The following is a 16,140-nucleotide window of genomic DNA, read 5'->3' as shown; positions in this document are numbered from 1 at the left end:
CGCCGCCCAGTGCGGCGGCGATGCGTGCAGAGCCGGCTCCGTCCAGGCAGGGCGCCCGGCCTGACAGGACTCAGAAGCCCACGGCCTGGCCGTCGCGGCGCGAGTCCGAGGCCGCCACGTAGCCGCCCTGTGGCAGACGGCAGATGAGCTGCGCGGAACCGAACTCCAGGCTGTCGGCGGGCGCCACCGCGACATTGTGGCCGCGCGCGCGCAGCGCATCGACCACGTCCGCCGGCAGGTGCGATTCGACGTTGACCACCGGGCCCTTTTCCACGCGGAAACGCGGCGCGTCGCTCATGGCCTGCGGGTTCTGTCCGAACGCGGCCAGGCGCGTGATCATCTGCAGATGGCCTTGCGCCTGCATCGATCCGCCCATCACGCCGAAGGACATCAGCGGCTGGCCGCCGCGCGTTACGAACGCCGGGATGATGGTGTGCATCGGCTTCTTGCGCGGCGCGACCTGATTGGCGTGGCCGGGCGTGAGCACGAAGTTCAGGCCGCGGTTGTGCAAGCTGATGCCGGTGTCGGGCACTACCACGCCGGAACCGAAGCCGTGGTAGTTGGACTGGATGAAGGACACCATGGTGCCGCTGGCGTCGGCCGCGGTCAGGTACACGGTGCCGCCGGTGGCGGGCGTGCCCGCGACCGGCACGCTGGCGCGGTCCATGGAGATCAGGCGAGCGCGTTCGGCCAGGTAGCCGCGGTCCAGCAGCGCCGTGGCGCTGGTGCGCATGTGGCGCGGGTCGGCGACGTGCTGATGCAGGTCGGCGAAGGCCAGCTTCATCGCTTCGATGCTGACGTGGTAGTAGTCCGCGCTATCGCGGCCCATGCTTTCCAGGTCGAACTGCTCCAGCATGCCCAGCGCCATCAGCGCCGAAATGCCCTGGCCGCTGGGCGGGATCTCGTGCAGCTCGTAGCCGCGGAACGACTGCGAGATCGGCGTCACCCATTCGGGGCGGTGCTCGTCCAGGTCCTGGGCGCTGAGCGCGCCGCCGGTCTGGCTGGCGAAGTCGGCAATCTTCCGCGCGAGTTCGCCGCGGTAGAAGCTATCGCCGCCGCTTTCGGCGATGGCGCGCAGCGTCTTGCCCTGCGCCGGAAAGCGCCACCATTCGCCGGCCTGCGGCGCGCGGCCCTCAGGCAGGAAGGCCGCGGCAAAGCCCGGCTCCTGCGCCAGCTTGGGCGCCTGCGTTGCCCACTGGCGGGCGATGGTGGGCGATACCGCGAACCCTTCCTCGGCATAGGCGATGGCCGGCTCGAACAACTGCGCGAAAGGCAGCTTGCCAAAGCGGTCCGACAGCGCCTTCCAGCCCGCGACCTGGCCCGGCACGGTGACCGTGCCCCAGCCGGTGCCGGGCATGGCGTCGCGGCCGGCGAAGTATTCCGGCGTCCACGCCGCGGGGGCGCAGCCGCTGGAATTCAGGCCGTGCAACTGGCCGTCATGCCAGACCAGCGCGAACATGTCGCCGCCGATGCCATTCATGACGGGTTCGAGCACCGTCAGCGCGATGGCGGTGGCGATGGCGCTGTCCACGGCGTTACCGCCCGCCAGCAGCATGCGCAGCCCGGCTTGCGCCGCCAGCGGCTGGCTGGTGGCGACCGCGTTGGCGGCCAGGACCGGCATCTTGCGGGAGGCGTAGGGGAAAGACCAATCGAAGGGTGAGGACATGGGACTGGAAACTCGTAGTGAAAATTACTGCGGCGTGATGCCGGCCTGATCGATCAGCTGCTTGGTGCGCGGGATTTCGGCCTTGATGAAGGCGGCGAACTCTTCGCGGCTGCCGCCGCGGGGCTCCGCGCCGGCTTCCGCGAGCTTACTGCGCAACGCCGGATCGGCCAGCACTTTGTTGACCGCGCGGTTGAGCTTGTCGAGCACCGGGGCCGGCGTGCCTTCGGGGGCGACCAGGCCATACCAGGGCGCGATGTCGTAGCCGGCATAGCCCTGTTCCGCGATGGTGGGGATCTCGGGCGCCAGCGCCGAGCGCTGCGCGTTCGACATGCCCAGCGCCAGCAGCGCGCCGCCCTTGACCTGAGGCAGGCCGGTCATGATGGTGTCGAAGTACATCGACACCTGGCCGCTGAGCAGGGCGGGGATGGCTTCGCCCGCGCCCTTGTACGGCACGTGCAGGATGTCGATGCCGGCGATGGACTTGAGCATTTCGCCCGCCATGTGCGAGGTGGTGCCGGTGCCGAACGAGGCATAGGTCAGCTTGCCCGGGTTGGCACGGGCGTAGGCCACCATTTCCGGCAGGGTCTTGAACGGCTGCGACGGGTTGGCCAGCAGGATGTTGGGCGTGTAGGCCACCATCGACACCAGGGCGAAGGCGTCGGGATCGTAGGCCAGGCGCTTCTGCAGGAAGCGGTTGGTGACGATGGCGGCGGGGCCGCCCATCAACAGCGTGTAGCCGTCGGGGGCCGAGCGCGCGACCGAGGCGCTGCCGATGGCGGCTGCCGCCCCCGGCCGGGCTTCGACGACGAAGGGCTGGCCCAGTTCCGTCGACAGCGCGGCGCCCAGCTGGCGCGAAATCAGGTCGGTGGCGGAACCCGCCTGGAAGGGCACGACGATGCGCACCGGGTGTTGCGGCCAGTCGGTAGCCTGGGCGCCCGCTTGGGCGGCGCAGGCCAGGGCGGCGGCGCCTGCCAGCGCCCGGATGAGACGGAACTTCATGGATTTCCCTTGATCGCGTTATGGAGTGCGTGCAGGGATTAGACGCAAGCCCGGCGTTCTGGACCATTAGGATTTGCATCCATGGATCACTGGATCCAATTTGTGTTATTTTTGCGTTTATCTATCATGGCGGCTTTCGTAAGGCCTGAGCGGCGCTTTCCGGCGTGCGCAGGCCCCAAGCCCAGGGATCCCAATGCTGCAATTCCAGAAGACAGCGATCAGCGCCGAAGACGAGGCCTACCTGCACCTGCAGCGCGAAATCCGGCTGGGCCGCTACGCGCCCGGCCAGCGCCTGGTGCCCGAGGTGGTCGCGGCCGAGATCGGCACCAGCCGCATGCCGGTGCGCGGCGCATTGCGCCGGCTGGCGTCTGAAGGGCTGGTCGAGATCCGCGCCAACCGCGGCGCGGTGGTGCGCGGCCTGAACCAGCAGGAAATGCTGGAAGTGTTCGAAATGCGCTCGGTGCTGGAAGGCCTGGCCATGCGCAACGCGGTCGCGCACATGAACGCCGAGCACATCCGCCGCCTGTCCTATCTGCTTGAACAGCTGGAGCAGGGGCCGGGCGAAGCGCTGGACTGGATCGGCGCGCACCGCGAATTCCACGAATACCTGTGCAGCTTCTGCCAGCAGCCGCGGCTGCTGCGCCAGATCTCCGAGCTGCATTCCGTGGTCGAGCCCTACATGCGCCTGTGGGTGGCCCAGCCCGGGCGCGTCCTGCGGGTGCGCGAATCGCACCAGGAACTGATAGACGCGCTGCAGACGCGCGACCCGGCACGCTGCGAAGCAGCCATGCGCCAGCATGTGCTGAACACGGTGCCCGCCCTGCAGGCGTTTCTGGAACAGGCGGGCTAGGGCGCGCGGCTTTGGTCTAGACTGGCGCCATCCTCCACGCGCCCGTCCCGCCATGACCGCTTCCGCCGCTCTCATCCGCCGCCTGGACCTGCTGCCGCACCCCGAAGGCGGCTACTACCGCGAAACCTATCGCGCCGCCGATCCCGTGACGCGCGGCGACGGCGCGCGCCGTTCGGCCAGCACCGCCATCTACTACCTGCTGTGCGACGGCGCCTGGTCCGCCTGGCATCGCATTCGGTCGGATGAACTGTGGCATTTCCATGCGGGCGATGCGCTGCATATCCATGTGCTGGCGCCGGATGGCGGGTACGCGTGCCTGCGCCTGGGCGACGCCTTGAAGGATCCCGGCGCCGCGTTCCAGGCGGTCGTGCCTGCCGGCTGCTGGTTCGCGGCCGAGCTGGCCGATCCGGGCGGTTACGCGCTGACCGGTTGCACGGTGGCGCCTGGCTTCGAGTTCAGCGAATTCGAGTTGGCCGATGCCGCCGAACTGCAAGGCCTGTACCCCGCGCAAGCCGGCCTGATCGCGCGCCTGGCCCGCTAGCCGGCCGTACAGGACTTTGGCCCGCTAGCCAGCTCCTTCGGTACCCTGGGCTGCGGCTTGCGGCTTTTTCCTGCGCGCAAACTTGGCTTCGCTGGCGAGCACACCGGCCACGATCAGGCCCGCGCCCACCAGCGCCAGTGCCGGCAATCGGTCGCCCGCCAGCCGGCCGACGATGCCGCCCCATACCGGCTCGCCCGCATAGATCACGGTGGCGCGGGTTGGCGACACGGACTTCTGCGCCCAGTTCATGGTCAGCTGGATGATGGGCTGGCCAGCCCCAGGCCGATGGCGGCCCCGGCCCACAGCCACGAGAATTCGGGCACCGCTTCGCCCATCACGGGCATCAGCGCGAACGACACCAGGCCGGCCGTCAGCAGCTGCACGAAGGTGACGCGCCGGCTGTCGACCTTCCTGGCGAAGTACGCGATCAGGATGATCTCGGCGGCGATCGCCGCGGCGCCCGCCAGCGTGGCCGCTTCGCCCGCGCTGAAGCTCGGGGGCCCCGCTTGCGGACCCGCCAGCAGGACCAGGCCGATGAAGGCCAGCGTCACGCCGACCCAGCTCATCAGGCCGGGCGGCTTTTTCAGCACGGCCCATTGCAACAGCGGCACGATGGGCACGTACATCGCCGTGATGAAGGCGGACTGGCTGCTGGTGATGGTCTGCAAGCCATAGGTCTGCAGGAAGTAGCCCAGGAACAGGGCGCAGCCGATGGCGATGCCCGCGCCGACCTCCAGCCGCGTGATCGCCGCCATGCGCTTGCGGAACATCAGCAGCGCCATCAGGCCGGCGATCGTGAAGCGCACGCCCACGAAGAACAGCGGCCCGCTGTGCTGCATGGCGATGTGGATGATGAGGAAGGTGCTGCCCCACAGCATGGTGACCAGCACCAGGGCGATTTCCTGGCGGGACAGGGCGAACATCGATGTCTTGGACTTCACGGTCTGCTTCGGGCGCTACGAAATGGTGAGCAATATACAGCGCCTGGGGTACAGCGCTTCGCGACAGGCCCGGCGATGCGCACATGCGCGCGGACGTCGCCCCGACGACCGCTGACCGAACAGATTCCGCCATTTCGGGCGGAGCAGGCATATAGCCAGGAGTAATATGACGCGTCCGGCGGAGTTTGTCCGCCGGCGCCTAGAAGCCGATTCACGCCTCGATCTTCCCGCCCCTGCCGCAAGCGCAGCTCTTTCGCGCCTTCCCGGCGGCGTCCGCGAACCCCGGCGCGCAAGCGGCCAGAGAAGATATCGAGGAGAAGCACAAGTGGAGAAGCAAGAGTCGGGCGGCTGGTATTTCGGCTGGAACATCGTCGGCGCCGCGACGTTACTCACCCTGTTGACGGTCGGCCTGCGCATGGGCATCGGGCCGTTCTTCCTGCCCATCGCGGAAACGCTAGGCTTCACGCGCAGCACGCTGTCCGGCATCGTCGCCATCGGCATGCTGTGCTATGGCCTGGCCATGCCGCTGGCGGGCTATCTGGTCAGCACCCGTGGCACCCGCTTCGTGCTGCTGACGGGCGCCGCCATCGTCGTGCTGTCGTCGATCTGGACGGTGTTCGCGCGCGGTCCCATCGAATTCCTGTTTTCCTTCGGCGTGGCCTTGTCGATCGGCCTGGGCTTCACCAGCCCGGTCGCGCTGACGCCCGTGATCAGCCGCTGGTTCACCCGCCAGCGCGGCATGGCGCTGTTCTTCCTGTCCACCGGGTCCATGGCCGGCATCGCCCTCATGACGCCGACCCTGACCTTCGCGATCTCGGCCGTGGGCTGGCAGGAGGCGCTGCTGGGCTTTGCCGCGCTGTTCGCCTTGCTGACGGTGCCGGTGGCGCTCTTCGTCATGCGCGACGAAGCGCCCGAACACACCGACCTGCTGCCGCACCAGATACCCGACAAGGCGGCAAGCCCCGCCAAACCCGCGGCCAAGCGTCCCGCGCCCAAGGTGCGGGACGCGTTGAATTCCTTGCCCTTCTGGCAGGTGGCGCTGGGCCTGTTCGCCTGTGGCTTCAGTATGAACCTGCTGGGCACGCATGGCGTGCCCATGCTGATGGACCATGGCTTCGACGCCACCACCAGCTCGCTCGGCATCGGCCTGATCGGCCTGGTCGCCATCTTCAGCACCCTGGTGCTGGGGCGCATGTCCGATCAAGTCGAGCGGCGCGCCATCCTGGCCACCATCTACCTGGTGCGCGGACTCGGGTTCTTCGCATTGGTCATGGTGGGGGCGCACTGGGAACTGTATGCGGCGGCCACCATCGGCGGCGTGGTCTGGGCCGGCAGCATCGCGCTGTCGTCAGCCATACTTGCGGATGTGTACGGCGTGCGCCTGGTGGGCGTGCTCTATGGGCTGGCCTATCTGGGCCACCAGGTGGGCGGCATGATCAGCTCATGGCTGGGCGGCTGGGCCTACGAGACCTTCGGCACGCATTGGGTCGCCTTCGGGTCGGCGGGCGTGCTGCTGCTGGCCGCCGCCCTGATTTCCCTGCGCCTGCCGGCGCGGGGCATGCCGCGCGCGGTGGCGGTGGCCGCCGGGCGTTGAGGTCTTGCGCCATGCCCGCCATCGCGCCCGTATGGGCGGACGCGATGGCGCCGGCGGTCTTCCTAGCGGTCCTTCAGCAACGACACCAGCTCGGGCACGTAGCGCTCGCCGCCGCCCTGCGTGACGGCCTGGTCGAAGGTGTGCTGCACGGCTGCGCCGATCTCGCGCACCGCGCCCGTTTCCGCGGCCATGGTGTTGTAGTAGGACAGGTCCTTCTGCGCGTTCGACATGAAGAACTTCAGCGACGTCGGGTCCTGCTCCAGCAGGTAGGGCTTGATGCGTTCCAGCGCCACGCCACCCCCGCCGCCCTTGGCCAGAACCTCGGCGAACACCGCCGGATCGATCTCCGCGCGCAGCGCGCAGGCCGCGGCTTCCGACAGCAGCGCGACCACGCCCAGCGACACGTAGTTGTGCAGCAGCTTCATGCGGTGTCCGGCGCCGACCGGGCCGGCGTGGGTGATGTTTTCGGCGAAGCAGGCCAGCAGCGGCTTGCATTCCTCGAACAGCGCGGCGTCTCCGCCCACCAGCAGGTTGAGCCGGCCTTCGGCGGCTTCCTTGGGGGTGCGCGTCATCGGCGCGTCCAGGAAGCGGCCGCCGGCATCCGTCACCGCCTCTGCCACCTTCACGGTGGACGAGGGAATCGCGGTCGAGCAGTCGATGATGACCGTGCCGGGCCGCAGGCCCGCCAGCACGCCGCCTTCCGACAGCAGCACGGCTTCGACCTGGGGGCTGCCGGTGACGCAGAGGATGATCACGTCAGACTGGGCCGCCAGCGTGGCGCCATCGGTGACGCTGGTCGCGCCCGCGGCCTTGAGCGCGTCCAGGGGCTGGTTGCCCGGATGCTCCAGCACCGTCAGCGCGTGACCGTGCTTGACCAGATTGCTTGCAATGCCATGGCCCATGAGGCCGATACCAACCATGCCGACTTTCGCCATCTTCCACTGCTCCTGCCATGTAGGGGTGATTGTTATGGCGTAAATCTTACTCTGACTTGCGCATCGTCCGCGCCGCGACCAGTGCCTTGCACCAGGCCGCGCCGGCTGCGGTCTTCTTTGCGATACTTGAGGCATTCCGCGTGAAAAAAACAGGCCCGAGCATGACAGACTCCATTCCCTCCGGTTTCGCGCCCTGGCGCCCGAGCAGCCCCTTCATGGAGCACCTGGCCGAACTCGGCGCGCTCTACAAGCGCGACGCCGATTGCGTGTTGGCCCTGCGTGTCGGACAGGCGCATACCAATATGCACGCCATCGCCCACGGCGGCCTGCTGGCCACGCTGGCTGACAGCGCGTTGGGCCACACCATCGCTGAGCAGGCGCAGGCCTCGGTGGTCACGGTGCAGATGTCGGTGGAATACCTGAATCCGGTCAAGCCCGGGGACTGGCTCGAAGCCCACGTCCGCATCGACAAACAGGGCCGCCGGCTGATCTACGCGACCTGCCTGTTGCAGGTGGCGGGTCGCGTCATGCTGAAGGCCAACGCGGTCTTTGCGGTACGCGCCGCGCCCGCGCCGGCTTCGGACGGCTGAGGCCGGCGCTACCTATAGATAAGGCGTGGCCAGCCAGATCACCTTGTTGCGCAGGCGCTTGGCGAAGGACGCGCGCTGCAGGTTCTCCAGCGTCTCGCGGCGGCCCTGCGCGATCAGCCCGTCGACCCGCGCGCCGATCCAGCGCGCCACGCCCGGATCGTAGATTTCCGTGTCCAGCTCGAAGTTCAGCCGCAGGCTGCGCGGGTCCAGGTTGGACGAACCCACGTACGCCCAGGCGTCGTCCACCGTCATCAGCTTGGAGTGGTCGAACGCGCCCTGCGAACGCCACACCCGGCAACCCGTGCGCACGACCTGGTCCAGCTGGGCCGTCATCGCGTAGTCCACCAGCCGCAGGTTGTTCTTGCCGGGAATCACGATATCCACCACCACGCCGCGCCGCGCCGCCGTTGCCAGCGCTCCGATCAGCGTCTGGTCGGGCAGGAAGTAGGGCGACTGAATGCGCACATGGCGCTGCGCCACCGCCAGCGCGCCCAGCAGCATATTGTGCGTGCTGCCCAGCGCGCGGTCGGGGCCCGAGGGCACGCAGCGCATCGGCACGTCGCCCGTCGGCGGCAGGGCGCTGGGATCGAACCAGGGCTTGGCCGCCAGCGATTCGTGCGTGGTGAAGTTCCAGTCGTGCGCGAACACCGACATCAGCTGCGTCACGATCGGCCCTTCCACGCGGAAGTGCGTGTCGCGGTTGGTATCGGGACCGGCCAGCGCGCTGACGAAGGCCGCGCGCACATTCATGCCCCCCGTGAAGCCCACGCGGCCGTCGATCACCAGCACCTTGCGGTGGCTGCGCAGGTTGGCGTAGGGCATGCGCAGCACCCCCAGCGGATTCGTCATGAAGCGCGCCACCGGCACCCCGCCGCGCGACAACATGCGCACGATGGGCGGGCGCGAATACTTGGAGCCGATGGCGTCGATCAGCACCCGCACTTCGACGCCGCGCTCACGCGCCTCGATCAGCGCCTGGGCCATCTCCCGCCCGATGGCGTCGTTGTCGAAGATATAGCTCTGCATCGCCACCGCGTGGCGCGCGTCGCGGATCGCCTGCAGCATCGCCGGATAGGCCTCGTCGCCGCCGGCCAGCGGCTGCACAGCATTGCCGCTCAGAAGACGGAACCGGCTGACCCGGTCGCCCAGCACCTTCAGCGAAGCAAACTGGTGCCCCGAGATCGGCGCCACGTCCACCGGCGCGGTCTCGACCTGTTCCGCATCCACCAGCATCGCCTCGTCGCGCTGCTGCGACAGCCGCGTCTTGCGGATCCGGTTGATGCCCGCCACGAAATAGAACAGCGCGCCGAACAGCGGCGAAAACAGCGCCACCCCCACCCAGCCTATGGCCGCCCGCACGTCCTGCTTGGTCATCGCGGCATGCACCGCCGCGCCGGTCCCGGCCACGATGCTGATGGCAAATACCAGATGGGGCCAGTAATCGATCAAGATTGCGTGTATGCGGTCCATGGCGATGGCGTAAGCGCGGCCTCCGTAGATAATCAATGGCGAAGGATAGCAAGGTGGCCCGCCCTGGCAAGTGGGGCAGCGGGGGCTGTTTTCACATCTTCAAAAAAACGTGCTAGAATTCGGCCTCTTCGTTGTTGAGCAGCTTCAAGAAGCGGCGCGGCAAGGAAGAAAAGCAGTATCAGAGGTGGCTGTAGCTCAGTTGGTAGAGTCCCGGATTGTGATTCCGGTTGTCGTGGGTTCGAGCCCCATCAGCCACCCCAAGAATTCAATGAAGATAAGGCACTTACGCGAAAGCGGGGTGCCTTTTTTCATTGGGCGATCCTGATTCGCAGCCCGCTGCAGCGTTTGCGTGTGCAGCTAGGTTGCAGGCTTCTGCCGCTGGCCCGTCCAAATCCGCAGAGAAGGGGCTTCGCTCGTCCTTCCTGCATGCCTGCAGACGAACGACGCCATCCTGCTCCGTTGGGCAGGGGATAGGTTGATAGTCCCGCCGCGCTATATAAAATCGGATTCGAAATCAGATCAGGCGTTTATTTGGACGTCTGGGGTTGTCAGCCACAAGGAGCGGGGGATGACAAAGCGAGCTTGGGCTACAGGATGGGTTTTCTTGATTTGCGGCGTAGCTTTCCAACCTGCGTTTGCAGAGCAGGGATGCCCTGACGGATTCACCCCGAATGCTGCAGGAACGCCAGGGCAGCAGTGCATCCCGATAGGCGGTCAAACTCGGCCAGGATCGGCCGGGCCTGCCGACCGTTGGGAGACTCGTTGGGGAGCCATTGCGACGGACAAGGAGAGTGGCAAGGTAGGCATCTTTGGCGACACGACGACCAGGAGAAAGGCCGAAACGGGCGCCATCGCTCAATGCCAGCGCAAGGGCGGCGCTGACTGCAAATTGCAGCTCACCTATTACAACCAGTGCGGCGTTCTTGCGTGGGGTAATGGCAAGATGAGCACGGCCAGCGCGCCTACGGTCGAAGAGGCCTCGGAGCTGGCCTTGAACGAATGCGAACGGGTTGGCAAGAACTGCGAAATTTTCTTCTCTGACTGTAGCTATGCCAAGAAGGTTCGATAGGGCAATTTGCTGATGCAAATGCTGCGCGAAATTACCTACCCCTGATACTCGAGGTGAATAATCGGATACGGCCGACCTTGGTCATCAACAGGCGAACGCCCAATTCGCTTGAAACCCATCCTTTCATAGAAGCCGACTGCCTGGGCGTTTTGCTCATTGACGTCAGTCGTCATTTTGGGATGCAGTGCGAGGCCATGGCGCACCAGTCCGGCGCCGACTCCCGTGCCGCGAACGGCGGGATCAACGAACAGTGCCTGCATGTGGCCGTTGTCGATGAGCATGAAGGCTATGGGGTGGTCATTGCTGTCCACCGCCAGCCAAAGCGGCACCTGGGGCAGGAAGCCGCACACCATTTCGTCGATGGCCAGGCGGTCTTGTTGCGATAGGAAGTCATGAGTTGCGTCTACTGCGGCTCGCCAGATTTCAACTGCGCGCTCACCTTCGCCGGGGCGGGAAGTTCTAATTTTATTCATTCACACATTATATAAACTGAAAATCGGCCTCGGCTGCCAGTACTGCCGGGCGATTTCATGCCCGTCCGCTATTTCAATAGCAAGGCGTTGTCCGCGCCTGTCTGAGGCCGGTCAGCCGGATGAGTCGGCAGCGCCCGCGAACTGGCTTCCTCCAAACGCTTCCAGATCGCCTCGGCCACCGTCTCCGGCGCTATGCCGGCCATGTCGCCCTTCACGGCGGATTCAATGGGATGCAACCAGGGCACGTGCCGCATCACAGGGGTGGCTCCGAACAGCCCTATCGTCGGTATTTCGTGGGCCACTGCGATGTGCATGCCCATGCTGTCGTTGGAGACAAACACCGAACAGTGTGCGATCAGCGCATGGCTGTCGCATATATTCGTGACCTGCTGGGTCGTATCCAGCAGGGCTATGGACTCAGGCAACGAGGCGCGCATCTCTTGTGCAATGTGCTGGACATCGGGACCGCCCACCAATACAAAACGCAGCTCGCTATCCCGGGCATGCAAGATGCGCGCTACCTCCGCAAAAGCCTTGCCGCCATAGCGTTTGTACGGTCTTGAACCATTCAACCCGAATCCAACCGTCCGTGAATGTGGCGGGCAAAGCTGAATGGCCTTGCTGCTGGCCGAATCATTGCAGACCAGCGAGGGGTAGCGTGGCTTGCACTGATATCCAGCCTTTGCATATAGCAATGGCAGCCATGTATAGATGTCTGGGTGCGGGGTTCCCTTGCTGCGTACCCAGAGACGATGCGTAAGCAGTGCCGCGAAATGCGGTTGATGCATGCGCAGGAAACCGATGCGTCGCGGTATTCCCGCCAGGCGCGCCGCCAACGCCACATGAGGACGGAAGGTAAAGAAGAACAGCGTATCGAAGGCGCGGTCCGCCAATATCTGTCTTACGCGTGAGATTCGCTCCCAACCTCGCAAGCCGTTCTCCGTTCGCAGGGATATGACTTCCCGTACGTACGGCTGAGAACGAAACAGTTCCTGCGCCGGCTCCTTTTGGGTCAGAAGCAGTGAAACTGTCCCTCCGGTTTGTTCGGCCAGCGCTTGGGCAAAGACCATGCTGAGCACCCCGTCGCCGATGCCGCCGGAAATGTAGATCGCACAGTTACGAGCAGGGTCACATGAGACGGAGGGCAGAGTAGGCATGGCATCCAGTAAAAGACACTCACTACATTCTGGAAACGATCTCGAATTTCGAATCTATCAGTCTGGCGGTACGGGATTGCCTGCGTAGTGTGATGTCTTGACTGTGCAATAAGCGACGTGCGATGGCCTTTGAGGTGCGGTGATAGTACACGGAGTGCGGCGCGCGGGCGTCGCTTTTAGGACACAGGCCCCGCTAGGACTTCGCCCACTGTCCGACTTCGTCTTCGCGCAGCCGGGCGCCCGCCCACACGACGCGCCCCAGCACCCGCACCGACGCTCCATTCTCCAGCGGTATGTCAGCGTGCGAGGGGTTGAATGACCGCGCCACCCAGCTACCGCCCAACCGTTCCCTGGCCACCGTCTTCACGATCATCTTGCCGTCGTAGTTGATGGCATAGACGCCGCCGGATGCGAGGTCTCGCAGGGTCAGGCTTTCATTGGGGACCACGAGCAGCGCGGCGCCGTCGCGGATGACGGGTTCCATGCTGTCGCCCTTGGCGTATACGACGCGGCCCTTGCCGTTGTCAGCCCCCACTGATTTCAGGAACGACTTGCGGAACTGGATCATGCCGGTTTGCTCTTCGGCATGGTTCTCGATGGGCTCGCCCGCGGCCAGGCGCACGTCCGCCAGTTCGGGCACCTTCTCGAACCTGTCGTTTGCCGCGGGCGGTTCGCCCACGCCCACGTTGGCCACCACGCCTGTCTGAGTGCTGATCCGGACGCGCCGTTCGCGCTCTGTCTGGTAGGTGGTCTTGCCGCCTTCCCAGGGAGCTGCGGGCAGGCCATCGATGCGCATCGGAAACTCGTCCCGGTGCAGATACGTGTCTATAAGCGAGTCGCTACGCAAGACCGTGGAAACTGGCGGCGCGGCGGAAGCCGGAGCGACGTCGACCCCCAGCTTCAATTGAGCGATCGCCAAGGCAAGCGCGCCCTGCAGCTTGTTCAGCTGGTCCGGCGGCAACGCGCGCACCTGTTCCTCGGGGATGCCGGGAAAGGGCCACGGCGCTGGGGGAACGGCGGGCTCGAATCCATGGCGTCCGGGCCGCTTTGGAGCGGTGCCGTCGTACAGCCATTGTGGATGGACGCGCAGCAGCGGCGCCACCTTGAGGCAGGTCGCCATGTCCATGCCGTTCGACCCATTGAACCAATGCGTTGCCGCGCCGGAAGAGGCACCCGCGGCCTTCCACAGGTCTGTCTTGGTCAGGCGTGGTTCGGCGGCGTCCGCCCGGCGGGCCGACTCCTCGTTGAACGCCTGTGTGATTCGCTTTTGAAAGGTCATCTTAGGATGCTAAACAAAAATCTTCTTAGGTGGCTTGCATCAAGAATCTTAGCACTCTAAGATTCAAGCATGAAAGCAAAAACAGACGATTCCTCACTTATCGACGCCTTGGGCGGTACTGGCGCCGTCGCAGCGCTTTGTGGCCTTACCGCAGGGGCCGTGTCGCAGTGGCGCACGAAGGGCGTCCCGCGAGCCTGGAGGGAATTTCTGCGCCTGGCCAGGCCTTGGGCCTTCGAGGCCTGGGAGAACAGGCAGGCGAGAGAGAACAAGGCGGGGATGCGGGAGCAAGCATGAATTACTACAGCCACAACATCGGCGATTACGCGCAGGCCACGATGCATCTGAGCCTGGTGGAGGACGCCATCTACAGCCGGCTGCTGCGCCGTTACTACGCCGAAGAACAGCCCATCGTGGACAACATGCAGCAAGTGTTCCGCTGGGTGGGGGCCCGCAGCGAGGAAGAACGGGAGGCGGCGACGCAGATCCTGTGCGAGTTCTTCGTGCTGCGGGACGGACATTGGCACAACAAGCGCGCCGACGTGGAGATCGCCGCGTACCACGTCAAGGCCGAGACCGCCAAGGCCAACGGCAGGCGTGGCGGCCGGCCCCGGCTGAGCGGCCGCGATCCCGAGGAAACCGGCGGGTTTCCCATGGGTTCCAACGAAAAACCTGATCATGGTCCGCAAGCAAGCGGATCGGAAGCCAACCAGGAACCAGTAACCAGGAACCAGGAACCAAAAGAAAATTCCCCCAGCCCCCGCAAGCGCGGAGGCGGCTTCGATGCCTCCACCATCGAACTCCCTGACTGGCTGGCCCGCGAGGACTGGTGCAGCTGGATCGCCGACCGCAAGGCCCGCAAGAAGCCGGTGACCGAAGACGGCGCCAGGCGCCAGCTGCAGCAGCTAGCCGCCTATCTGGCCGAAGGTCACGCGCCTGGCGCGGTGATCGCGAACAGCATCGCGGGCGGCTACCAAGGCCTCTATCCGCCGCGAACCCGCCCGGCCCCGGCGCCGGGCATGGCGAAGCGGCTGGCCGACTGGACCGACGAACTGCGGGAGGCGCTGGCCGACGATGGCCGTCCTCGCGAGAGATTCATGGGGACGATCGATGCCACCCAATGACATCCAGCCCACCGCGCTAGGGGCCCTGGTAGTGAACGAAATGCTGTTGCTGTACGGCGCCAAGTTCGCGCAGCAATGGCAGGGGCTGACCGCCCGGGAACTGAAGGATTCATGGAACCGGAAACTGGACGGACTGGACGAGATCCAGGTACGCCGCGGCCTGCTGGCCTGCCTGACCCAGGAATGGCCGCCGACGCTGCCGCAGTTTATCAAGCTGTGCTGTCCGTGGATGGTGCCCGAAGTCGCCTATCACGAGGCGGTGCGCGGCTTGTCCGCTCGCAGGCGAGGCGAGCTAGGCGTCTGGTCGCATCCCGCCGTGTATTGGGCAGCGGTAGGCGTCAGCACGGTGGACCTGCTGGGCTGCACGTATGGCGCGATCAAGGCGCGGTGGGAGAAGACCTTGAACGAGGAGCTGGCAAAGGGCTCATGGCCGGATATCCCGGTGCCTCGTCCGGCGCTTCCAGCGCCTGGCCAGACGCTTGCGACGCGCGCCGAGGCCGAAGCGACGCTCAGGAAAATGGGCGCGGAAAAGGTGCTGAGACAGCAAGGCCGTCCGCATCGGAGCTGGATTGCCAAATGGGAAGCGCGTATCCAGCGCGGCGAGCATCCGAGCAAGGGCATTGCTGACATGCTCAAGCGAGCCAAAGGTGAAAGCGCGCAGGAGGCGGTTTTTTTCAAGAACGGTTCCTGCGCAAAGACATGCAAACAGTGCGAGGTGCTAGATGAATAAATTGACGGGCGACGACCTGCTCTGGAACTGGGCCCGGTGGACCTGGTCCGGTGAAACCGTGGGAAACATGGAGACCTATATCTCCGAAGAGGAGGACTACCGGCCCATCAACCACCACCACGCCATGGTGGTGGACGAGATGCACGCCGCGCTGCCCTGGCACGAGCGGATGATCATCATCGCCGAGTACCCGCAGAAGAACGTGAAGTTCGGCCAGCTGGGCGCGAAGGCGCGCAGGGAGAGGGCGCTGGACTGGATTGCCGATACCACGGGCATAGCCCTGACCGATACCGAATACAAACTGTACCTGGGCCTGTTTCGCGGCCTGGTCGAAAGGAGGCTGGCGTGAAGTACGCGCATGAAGTGATGGATTTGATGGCCTGCTATCCCGGCCGGTCGTTCCGATTGATGGAGCTGGTCCGCCATGTGTCGCATGGCCGGTCGCTGTCCATGCCTGAGAAGACGCGCCTGCAAAGAGGCATCCAGCGGGCCATGGATGCGCTGCAAGACACCGGCAGCGTAGTGATCCGGGAGCCTGAACAGGGCGGGCACGGGCGGACCTATGCATGGCGTGTGACGGTTTCGTCACAAGCACCCGCCACCTAGGTCACGCAATCGGTCACAATGGGTCCGGGGCATTGCGCCCCAAGCAAATGAAGCCCCGGCCGAGCGCCGGGGCTTTTTTCATTTGGCGCCTTGCCTTGTTTTCCTCTTCGGCATGAATC

Annotated in this window: 16 protein-coding genes, 1 tRNA gene and 1 pseudogene; 10 read left to right on the top strand and 8 right to left on the bottom strand. The window is 65.5% G+C overall.

The window, feature by feature from the left end; genetic code table 11:
* Positions 1 to 70: 70 nt before the first annotated feature.
* Positions 71 to 1,666, bottom strand: coding sequence for a gamma-glutamyltransferase (ggt, locus tag HWY37_RS28590; protein WP_217706412.1), 1,596 nt, complete (start codon positions 1,664 to 1,666; stop codon positions 71 to 73).
* A 24-nt stretch (positions 1,667 to 1,690) separates the two neighbouring features.
* The gene (locus HWY37_RS28585; protein ID WP_175210583.1) at positions 1,691 to 2,665 is read right to left on the bottom strand and encodes a Bug family tripartite tricarboxylate transporter substrate binding protein; all 975 of its coding nucleotides are present in this window, start codon (positions 2,663 to 2,665) and stop codon (positions 1,691 to 1,693) included.
* A gap of 193 nt (positions 2,666 to 2,858) precedes the next feature.
* Here HWY37_RS28585 and HWY37_RS28580 point away from each other — a divergent pair, with 193 nt between their 5' ends.
* Together HWY37_RS28580 and HWY37_RS28575 are read left to right on the top strand one after the other, a co-directional pair.
* Positions 2,859 to 3,515 carry a GntR family transcriptional regulator gene (locus HWY37_RS28580; RefSeq protein ID WP_175210585.1) on the top strand — a complete coding sequence of 219 codons (657 nt, stop codon included), beginning with the start codon at positions 2,859 to 2,861 and terminating at the stop codon, positions 3,513 to 3,515.
* 52 nt (positions 3,516 to 3,567) lie between these two features.
* Positions 3,568 to 4,056: a cupin domain-containing protein gene (locus HWY37_RS28575; protein WP_175210587.1), complete on the top strand. Its 489-nt coding sequence runs from the start codon at positions 3,568 to 3,570 to the stop codon at positions 4,054 to 4,056.
* A 24-nt stretch (positions 4,057 to 4,080) separates the two neighbouring features.
* Here the strand turns inward: HWY37_RS28575 and HWY37_RS28570 are convergent.
* Positions 4,081 to 4,979 (bottom strand): annotated as a pseudogene (locus tag HWY37_RS28570) (DMT family transporter).
* A gap of 343 nt (positions 4,980 to 5,322) precedes the next feature.
* On the opposite strand from HWY37_RS28570, the gene HWY37_RS28565 reads away from it, so the two are divergent.
* The gene (locus HWY37_RS28565) at positions 5,323 to 6,591 is read left to right on the top strand and encodes an MFS transporter (RefSeq protein WP_176090344.1); all 1,269 of its coding nucleotides are present in this window, start codon (positions 5,323 to 5,325) and stop codon (positions 6,589 to 6,591) included.
* A 62-nt stretch (positions 6,592 to 6,653) separates the two neighbouring features.
* Here HWY37_RS28565 and HWY37_RS28560 read toward each other — a convergent pair whose 3' ends face one another.
* The gene (locus HWY37_RS28560; protein WP_176090343.1) at positions 6,654 to 7,526 is read right to left on the bottom strand and encodes an NAD(P)-dependent oxidoreductase; all 873 of its coding nucleotides are present in this window, start codon (positions 7,524 to 7,526) and stop codon (positions 6,654 to 6,656) included.
* A gap of 161 nt (positions 7,527 to 7,687) precedes the next feature.
* Between HWY37_RS28560 and HWY37_RS28555 the strand changes: the two genes are divergently transcribed.
* A complete protein-coding gene (locus tag HWY37_RS28555) occupies positions 7,688 to 8,116 on the top strand; it encodes a PaaI family thioesterase (RefSeq protein ID WP_175210592.1) in 429 nt (142 codons plus the stop codon).
* A 12-nt stretch (positions 8,117 to 8,128) separates the two neighbouring features.
* Here the strand turns inward: HWY37_RS28555 and cls are convergent, their stop codons facing one another.
* Positions 8,129 to 9,586 carry a cardiolipin synthase gene (cls, locus tag HWY37_RS28550; protein ID WP_176090342.1) on the bottom strand — a complete coding sequence of 486 codons (1,458 nt, stop codon included), beginning with the start codon at positions 9,584 to 9,586 and terminating at the stop codon, positions 8,129 to 8,131.
* 184 nt (positions 9,587 to 9,770) lie between these two features.
* Between cls and HWY37_RS28545 the strand changes: the two genes are divergently transcribed.
* Both HWY37_RS28545 and HWY37_RS28540 read left to right on the top strand, forming a co-directional pair.
* Positions 9,771 to 9,846, top strand: a tRNA-His gene (locus tag HWY37_RS28545).
* Positions 9,847 to 10,154: 308 nt separating this feature from the next.
* Positions 10,155 to 10,655, top strand: coding sequence for a DUF4189 domain-containing protein (locus HWY37_RS28540; protein ID WP_176090341.1), 501 nt, complete (start codon positions 10,155 to 10,157; stop codon positions 10,653 to 10,655).
* Positions 10,656 to 10,690: 35 nt separating this feature from the next.
* Here HWY37_RS28540 and HWY37_RS28535 read toward each other — a convergent pair whose 3' ends face one another.
* The 3 genes from HWY37_RS28535 to HWY37_RS28525 all read right to left on the bottom strand — a co-directional run bounded on the left by HWY37_RS28535 (position 10,691) and on the right by HWY37_RS28525 (position 13,564).
* Positions 10,691 to 11,128 (bottom strand): acetyltransferase, encoded by a 438-nt coding sequence (locus HWY37_RS28535; protein WP_176090340.1) that lies wholly within the window; start codon positions 11,126 to 11,128, stop codon positions 10,691 to 10,693.
* Between the two features lie 68 nt (positions 11,129 to 11,196).
* Positions 11,197 to 12,285, bottom strand: coding sequence for a glycosyltransferase family 9 protein (locus tag HWY37_RS28530; protein WP_176090339.1), 1,089 nt, complete (start codon positions 12,283 to 12,285; stop codon positions 11,197 to 11,199).
* 193 nt (positions 12,286 to 12,478) lie between these two features.
* Positions 12,479 to 13,564 (bottom strand): S24 family peptidase, encoded by a 1,086-nt coding sequence (locus tag HWY37_RS28525; RefSeq protein WP_176090338.1) that lies wholly within the window; start codon positions 13,562 to 13,564, stop codon positions 12,479 to 12,481.
* 290 nt (positions 13,565 to 13,854) lie between these two features.
* On the opposite strand from HWY37_RS28525, the gene HWY37_RS28520 reads away from it, so the two are divergent.
* From HWY37_RS28520 to HWY37_RS28505, 4 genes are read left to right on the top strand one after another with little or no spacing between them, the layout of a single operon-like run.
* Positions 13,855 to 14,685 carry a YdaU family protein gene (locus HWY37_RS28520; RefSeq protein WP_176090337.1) on the top strand — a complete coding sequence of 277 codons (831 nt, stop codon included), beginning with the start codon at positions 13,855 to 13,857 and terminating at the stop codon, positions 14,683 to 14,685.
* Between the two features lie 40 nt (positions 14,686 to 14,725).
* Positions 14,726 to 15,415: a hypothetical protein gene (locus HWY37_RS28515; RefSeq protein WP_246302441.1), complete on the top strand. Its 690-nt coding sequence runs from the start codon at positions 14,726 to 14,728 to the stop codon at positions 15,413 to 15,415.
* Positions 15,408 to 15,764 (top strand): hypothetical protein, encoded by a 357-nt coding sequence (locus HWY37_RS28510; protein ID WP_175206795.1) that lies wholly within the window; start codon positions 15,408 to 15,410, stop codon positions 15,762 to 15,764. The genes HWY37_RS28515 and HWY37_RS28510 overlap by 8 nt, the downstream gene beginning before the upstream one ends.
* On the top strand, positions 15,761 to 16,021 hold the full coding sequence (locus HWY37_RS28505) for a hypothetical protein (RefSeq protein WP_175206794.1): 261 nt from the start codon (positions 15,761 to 15,763) through the stop codon (positions 16,019 to 16,021). The genes HWY37_RS28510 and HWY37_RS28505 overlap by 4 nt, the downstream gene beginning before the upstream one ends.
* Positions 16,022 to 16,140 lie beyond the last annotated feature (119 nt).

This window comes from Achromobacter anxifer, from assembly GCF_903652925.1.
GTDB lineage: Bacteria > Pseudomonadota > Gammaproteobacteria > Burkholderiales > Burkholderiaceae_B > Achromobacter > Achromobacter anxifer.
This window is presented reverse-complemented; position numbering and strand designations above follow the sequence as displayed.

Coding starts and splice junctions, on each gene's coding strand:
- ggt (WP_217706412.1), bottom strand. CDS start 1,666: ATGTCCTCACCCTTCGATTGGTCTTTCCCCTACGCCTCCCGCAAGATG.
- HWY37_RS28585 (WP_175210583.1), bottom strand. CDS start 2,665: ATGAAGTTCCGTCTCATCCGGGCGCTGGCAGGCGCCGCCGCCCTGGCC.
- HWY37_RS28580 (WP_175210585.1), top strand. CDS start 2,859: ATGCTGCAATTCCAGAAGACAGCGATCAGCGCCGAAGACGAGGCCTAC.
- HWY37_RS28575 (WP_175210587.1), top strand. CDS start 3,568: ATGACCGCTTCCGCCGCTCTCATCCGCCGCCTGGACCTGCTGCCGCAC.
- HWY37_RS28560 (WP_176090343.1), bottom strand. CDS start 7,526: ATGGCGAAAGTCGGCATGGTTGGTATCGGCCTCATGGGCCATGGCATT.
- HWY37_RS28555 (WP_175210592.1), top strand. CDS start 7,688: ATGACAGACTCCATTCCCTCCGGTTTCGCGCCCTGGCGCCCGAGCAGC.
- cls (WP_176090342.1), bottom strand. CDS start 9,586: ATGGACCGCATACACGCAATCTTGATCGATTACTGGCCCCATCTGGTA.
- HWY37_RS28540 (WP_176090341.1), top strand. CDS start 10,155: ATGACAAAGCGAGCTTGGGCTACAGGATGGGTTTTCTTGATTTGCGGC.
- HWY37_RS28535 (WP_176090340.1), bottom strand. CDS start 11,128: ATGAATAAAATTAGAACTTCCCGCCCCGGCGAAGGTGAGCGCGCAGTT.
- HWY37_RS28530 (WP_176090339.1), bottom strand. CDS start 12,285: ATGCCTACTCTGCCCTCCGTCTCATGTGACCCTGCTCGTAACTGTGCG.
- HWY37_RS28525 (WP_176090338.1), bottom strand. CDS start 13,564: ATGACCTTTCAAAAGCGAATCACACAGGCGTTCAACGAGGAGTCGGCC.
- HWY37_RS28520 (WP_176090337.1), top strand. CDS start 13,855: ATGAATTACTACAGCCACAACATCGGCGATTACGCGCAGGCCACGATG.
- HWY37_RS28515 (WP_246302441.1), top strand. CDS start 14,726: ATGCTGTTGCTGTACGGCGCCAAGTTCGCGCAGCAATGGCAGGGGCTG.
- HWY37_RS28510 (WP_175206795.1), top strand. CDS start 15,408: ATGAATAAATTGACGGGCGACGACCTGCTCTGGAACTGGGCCCGGTGG.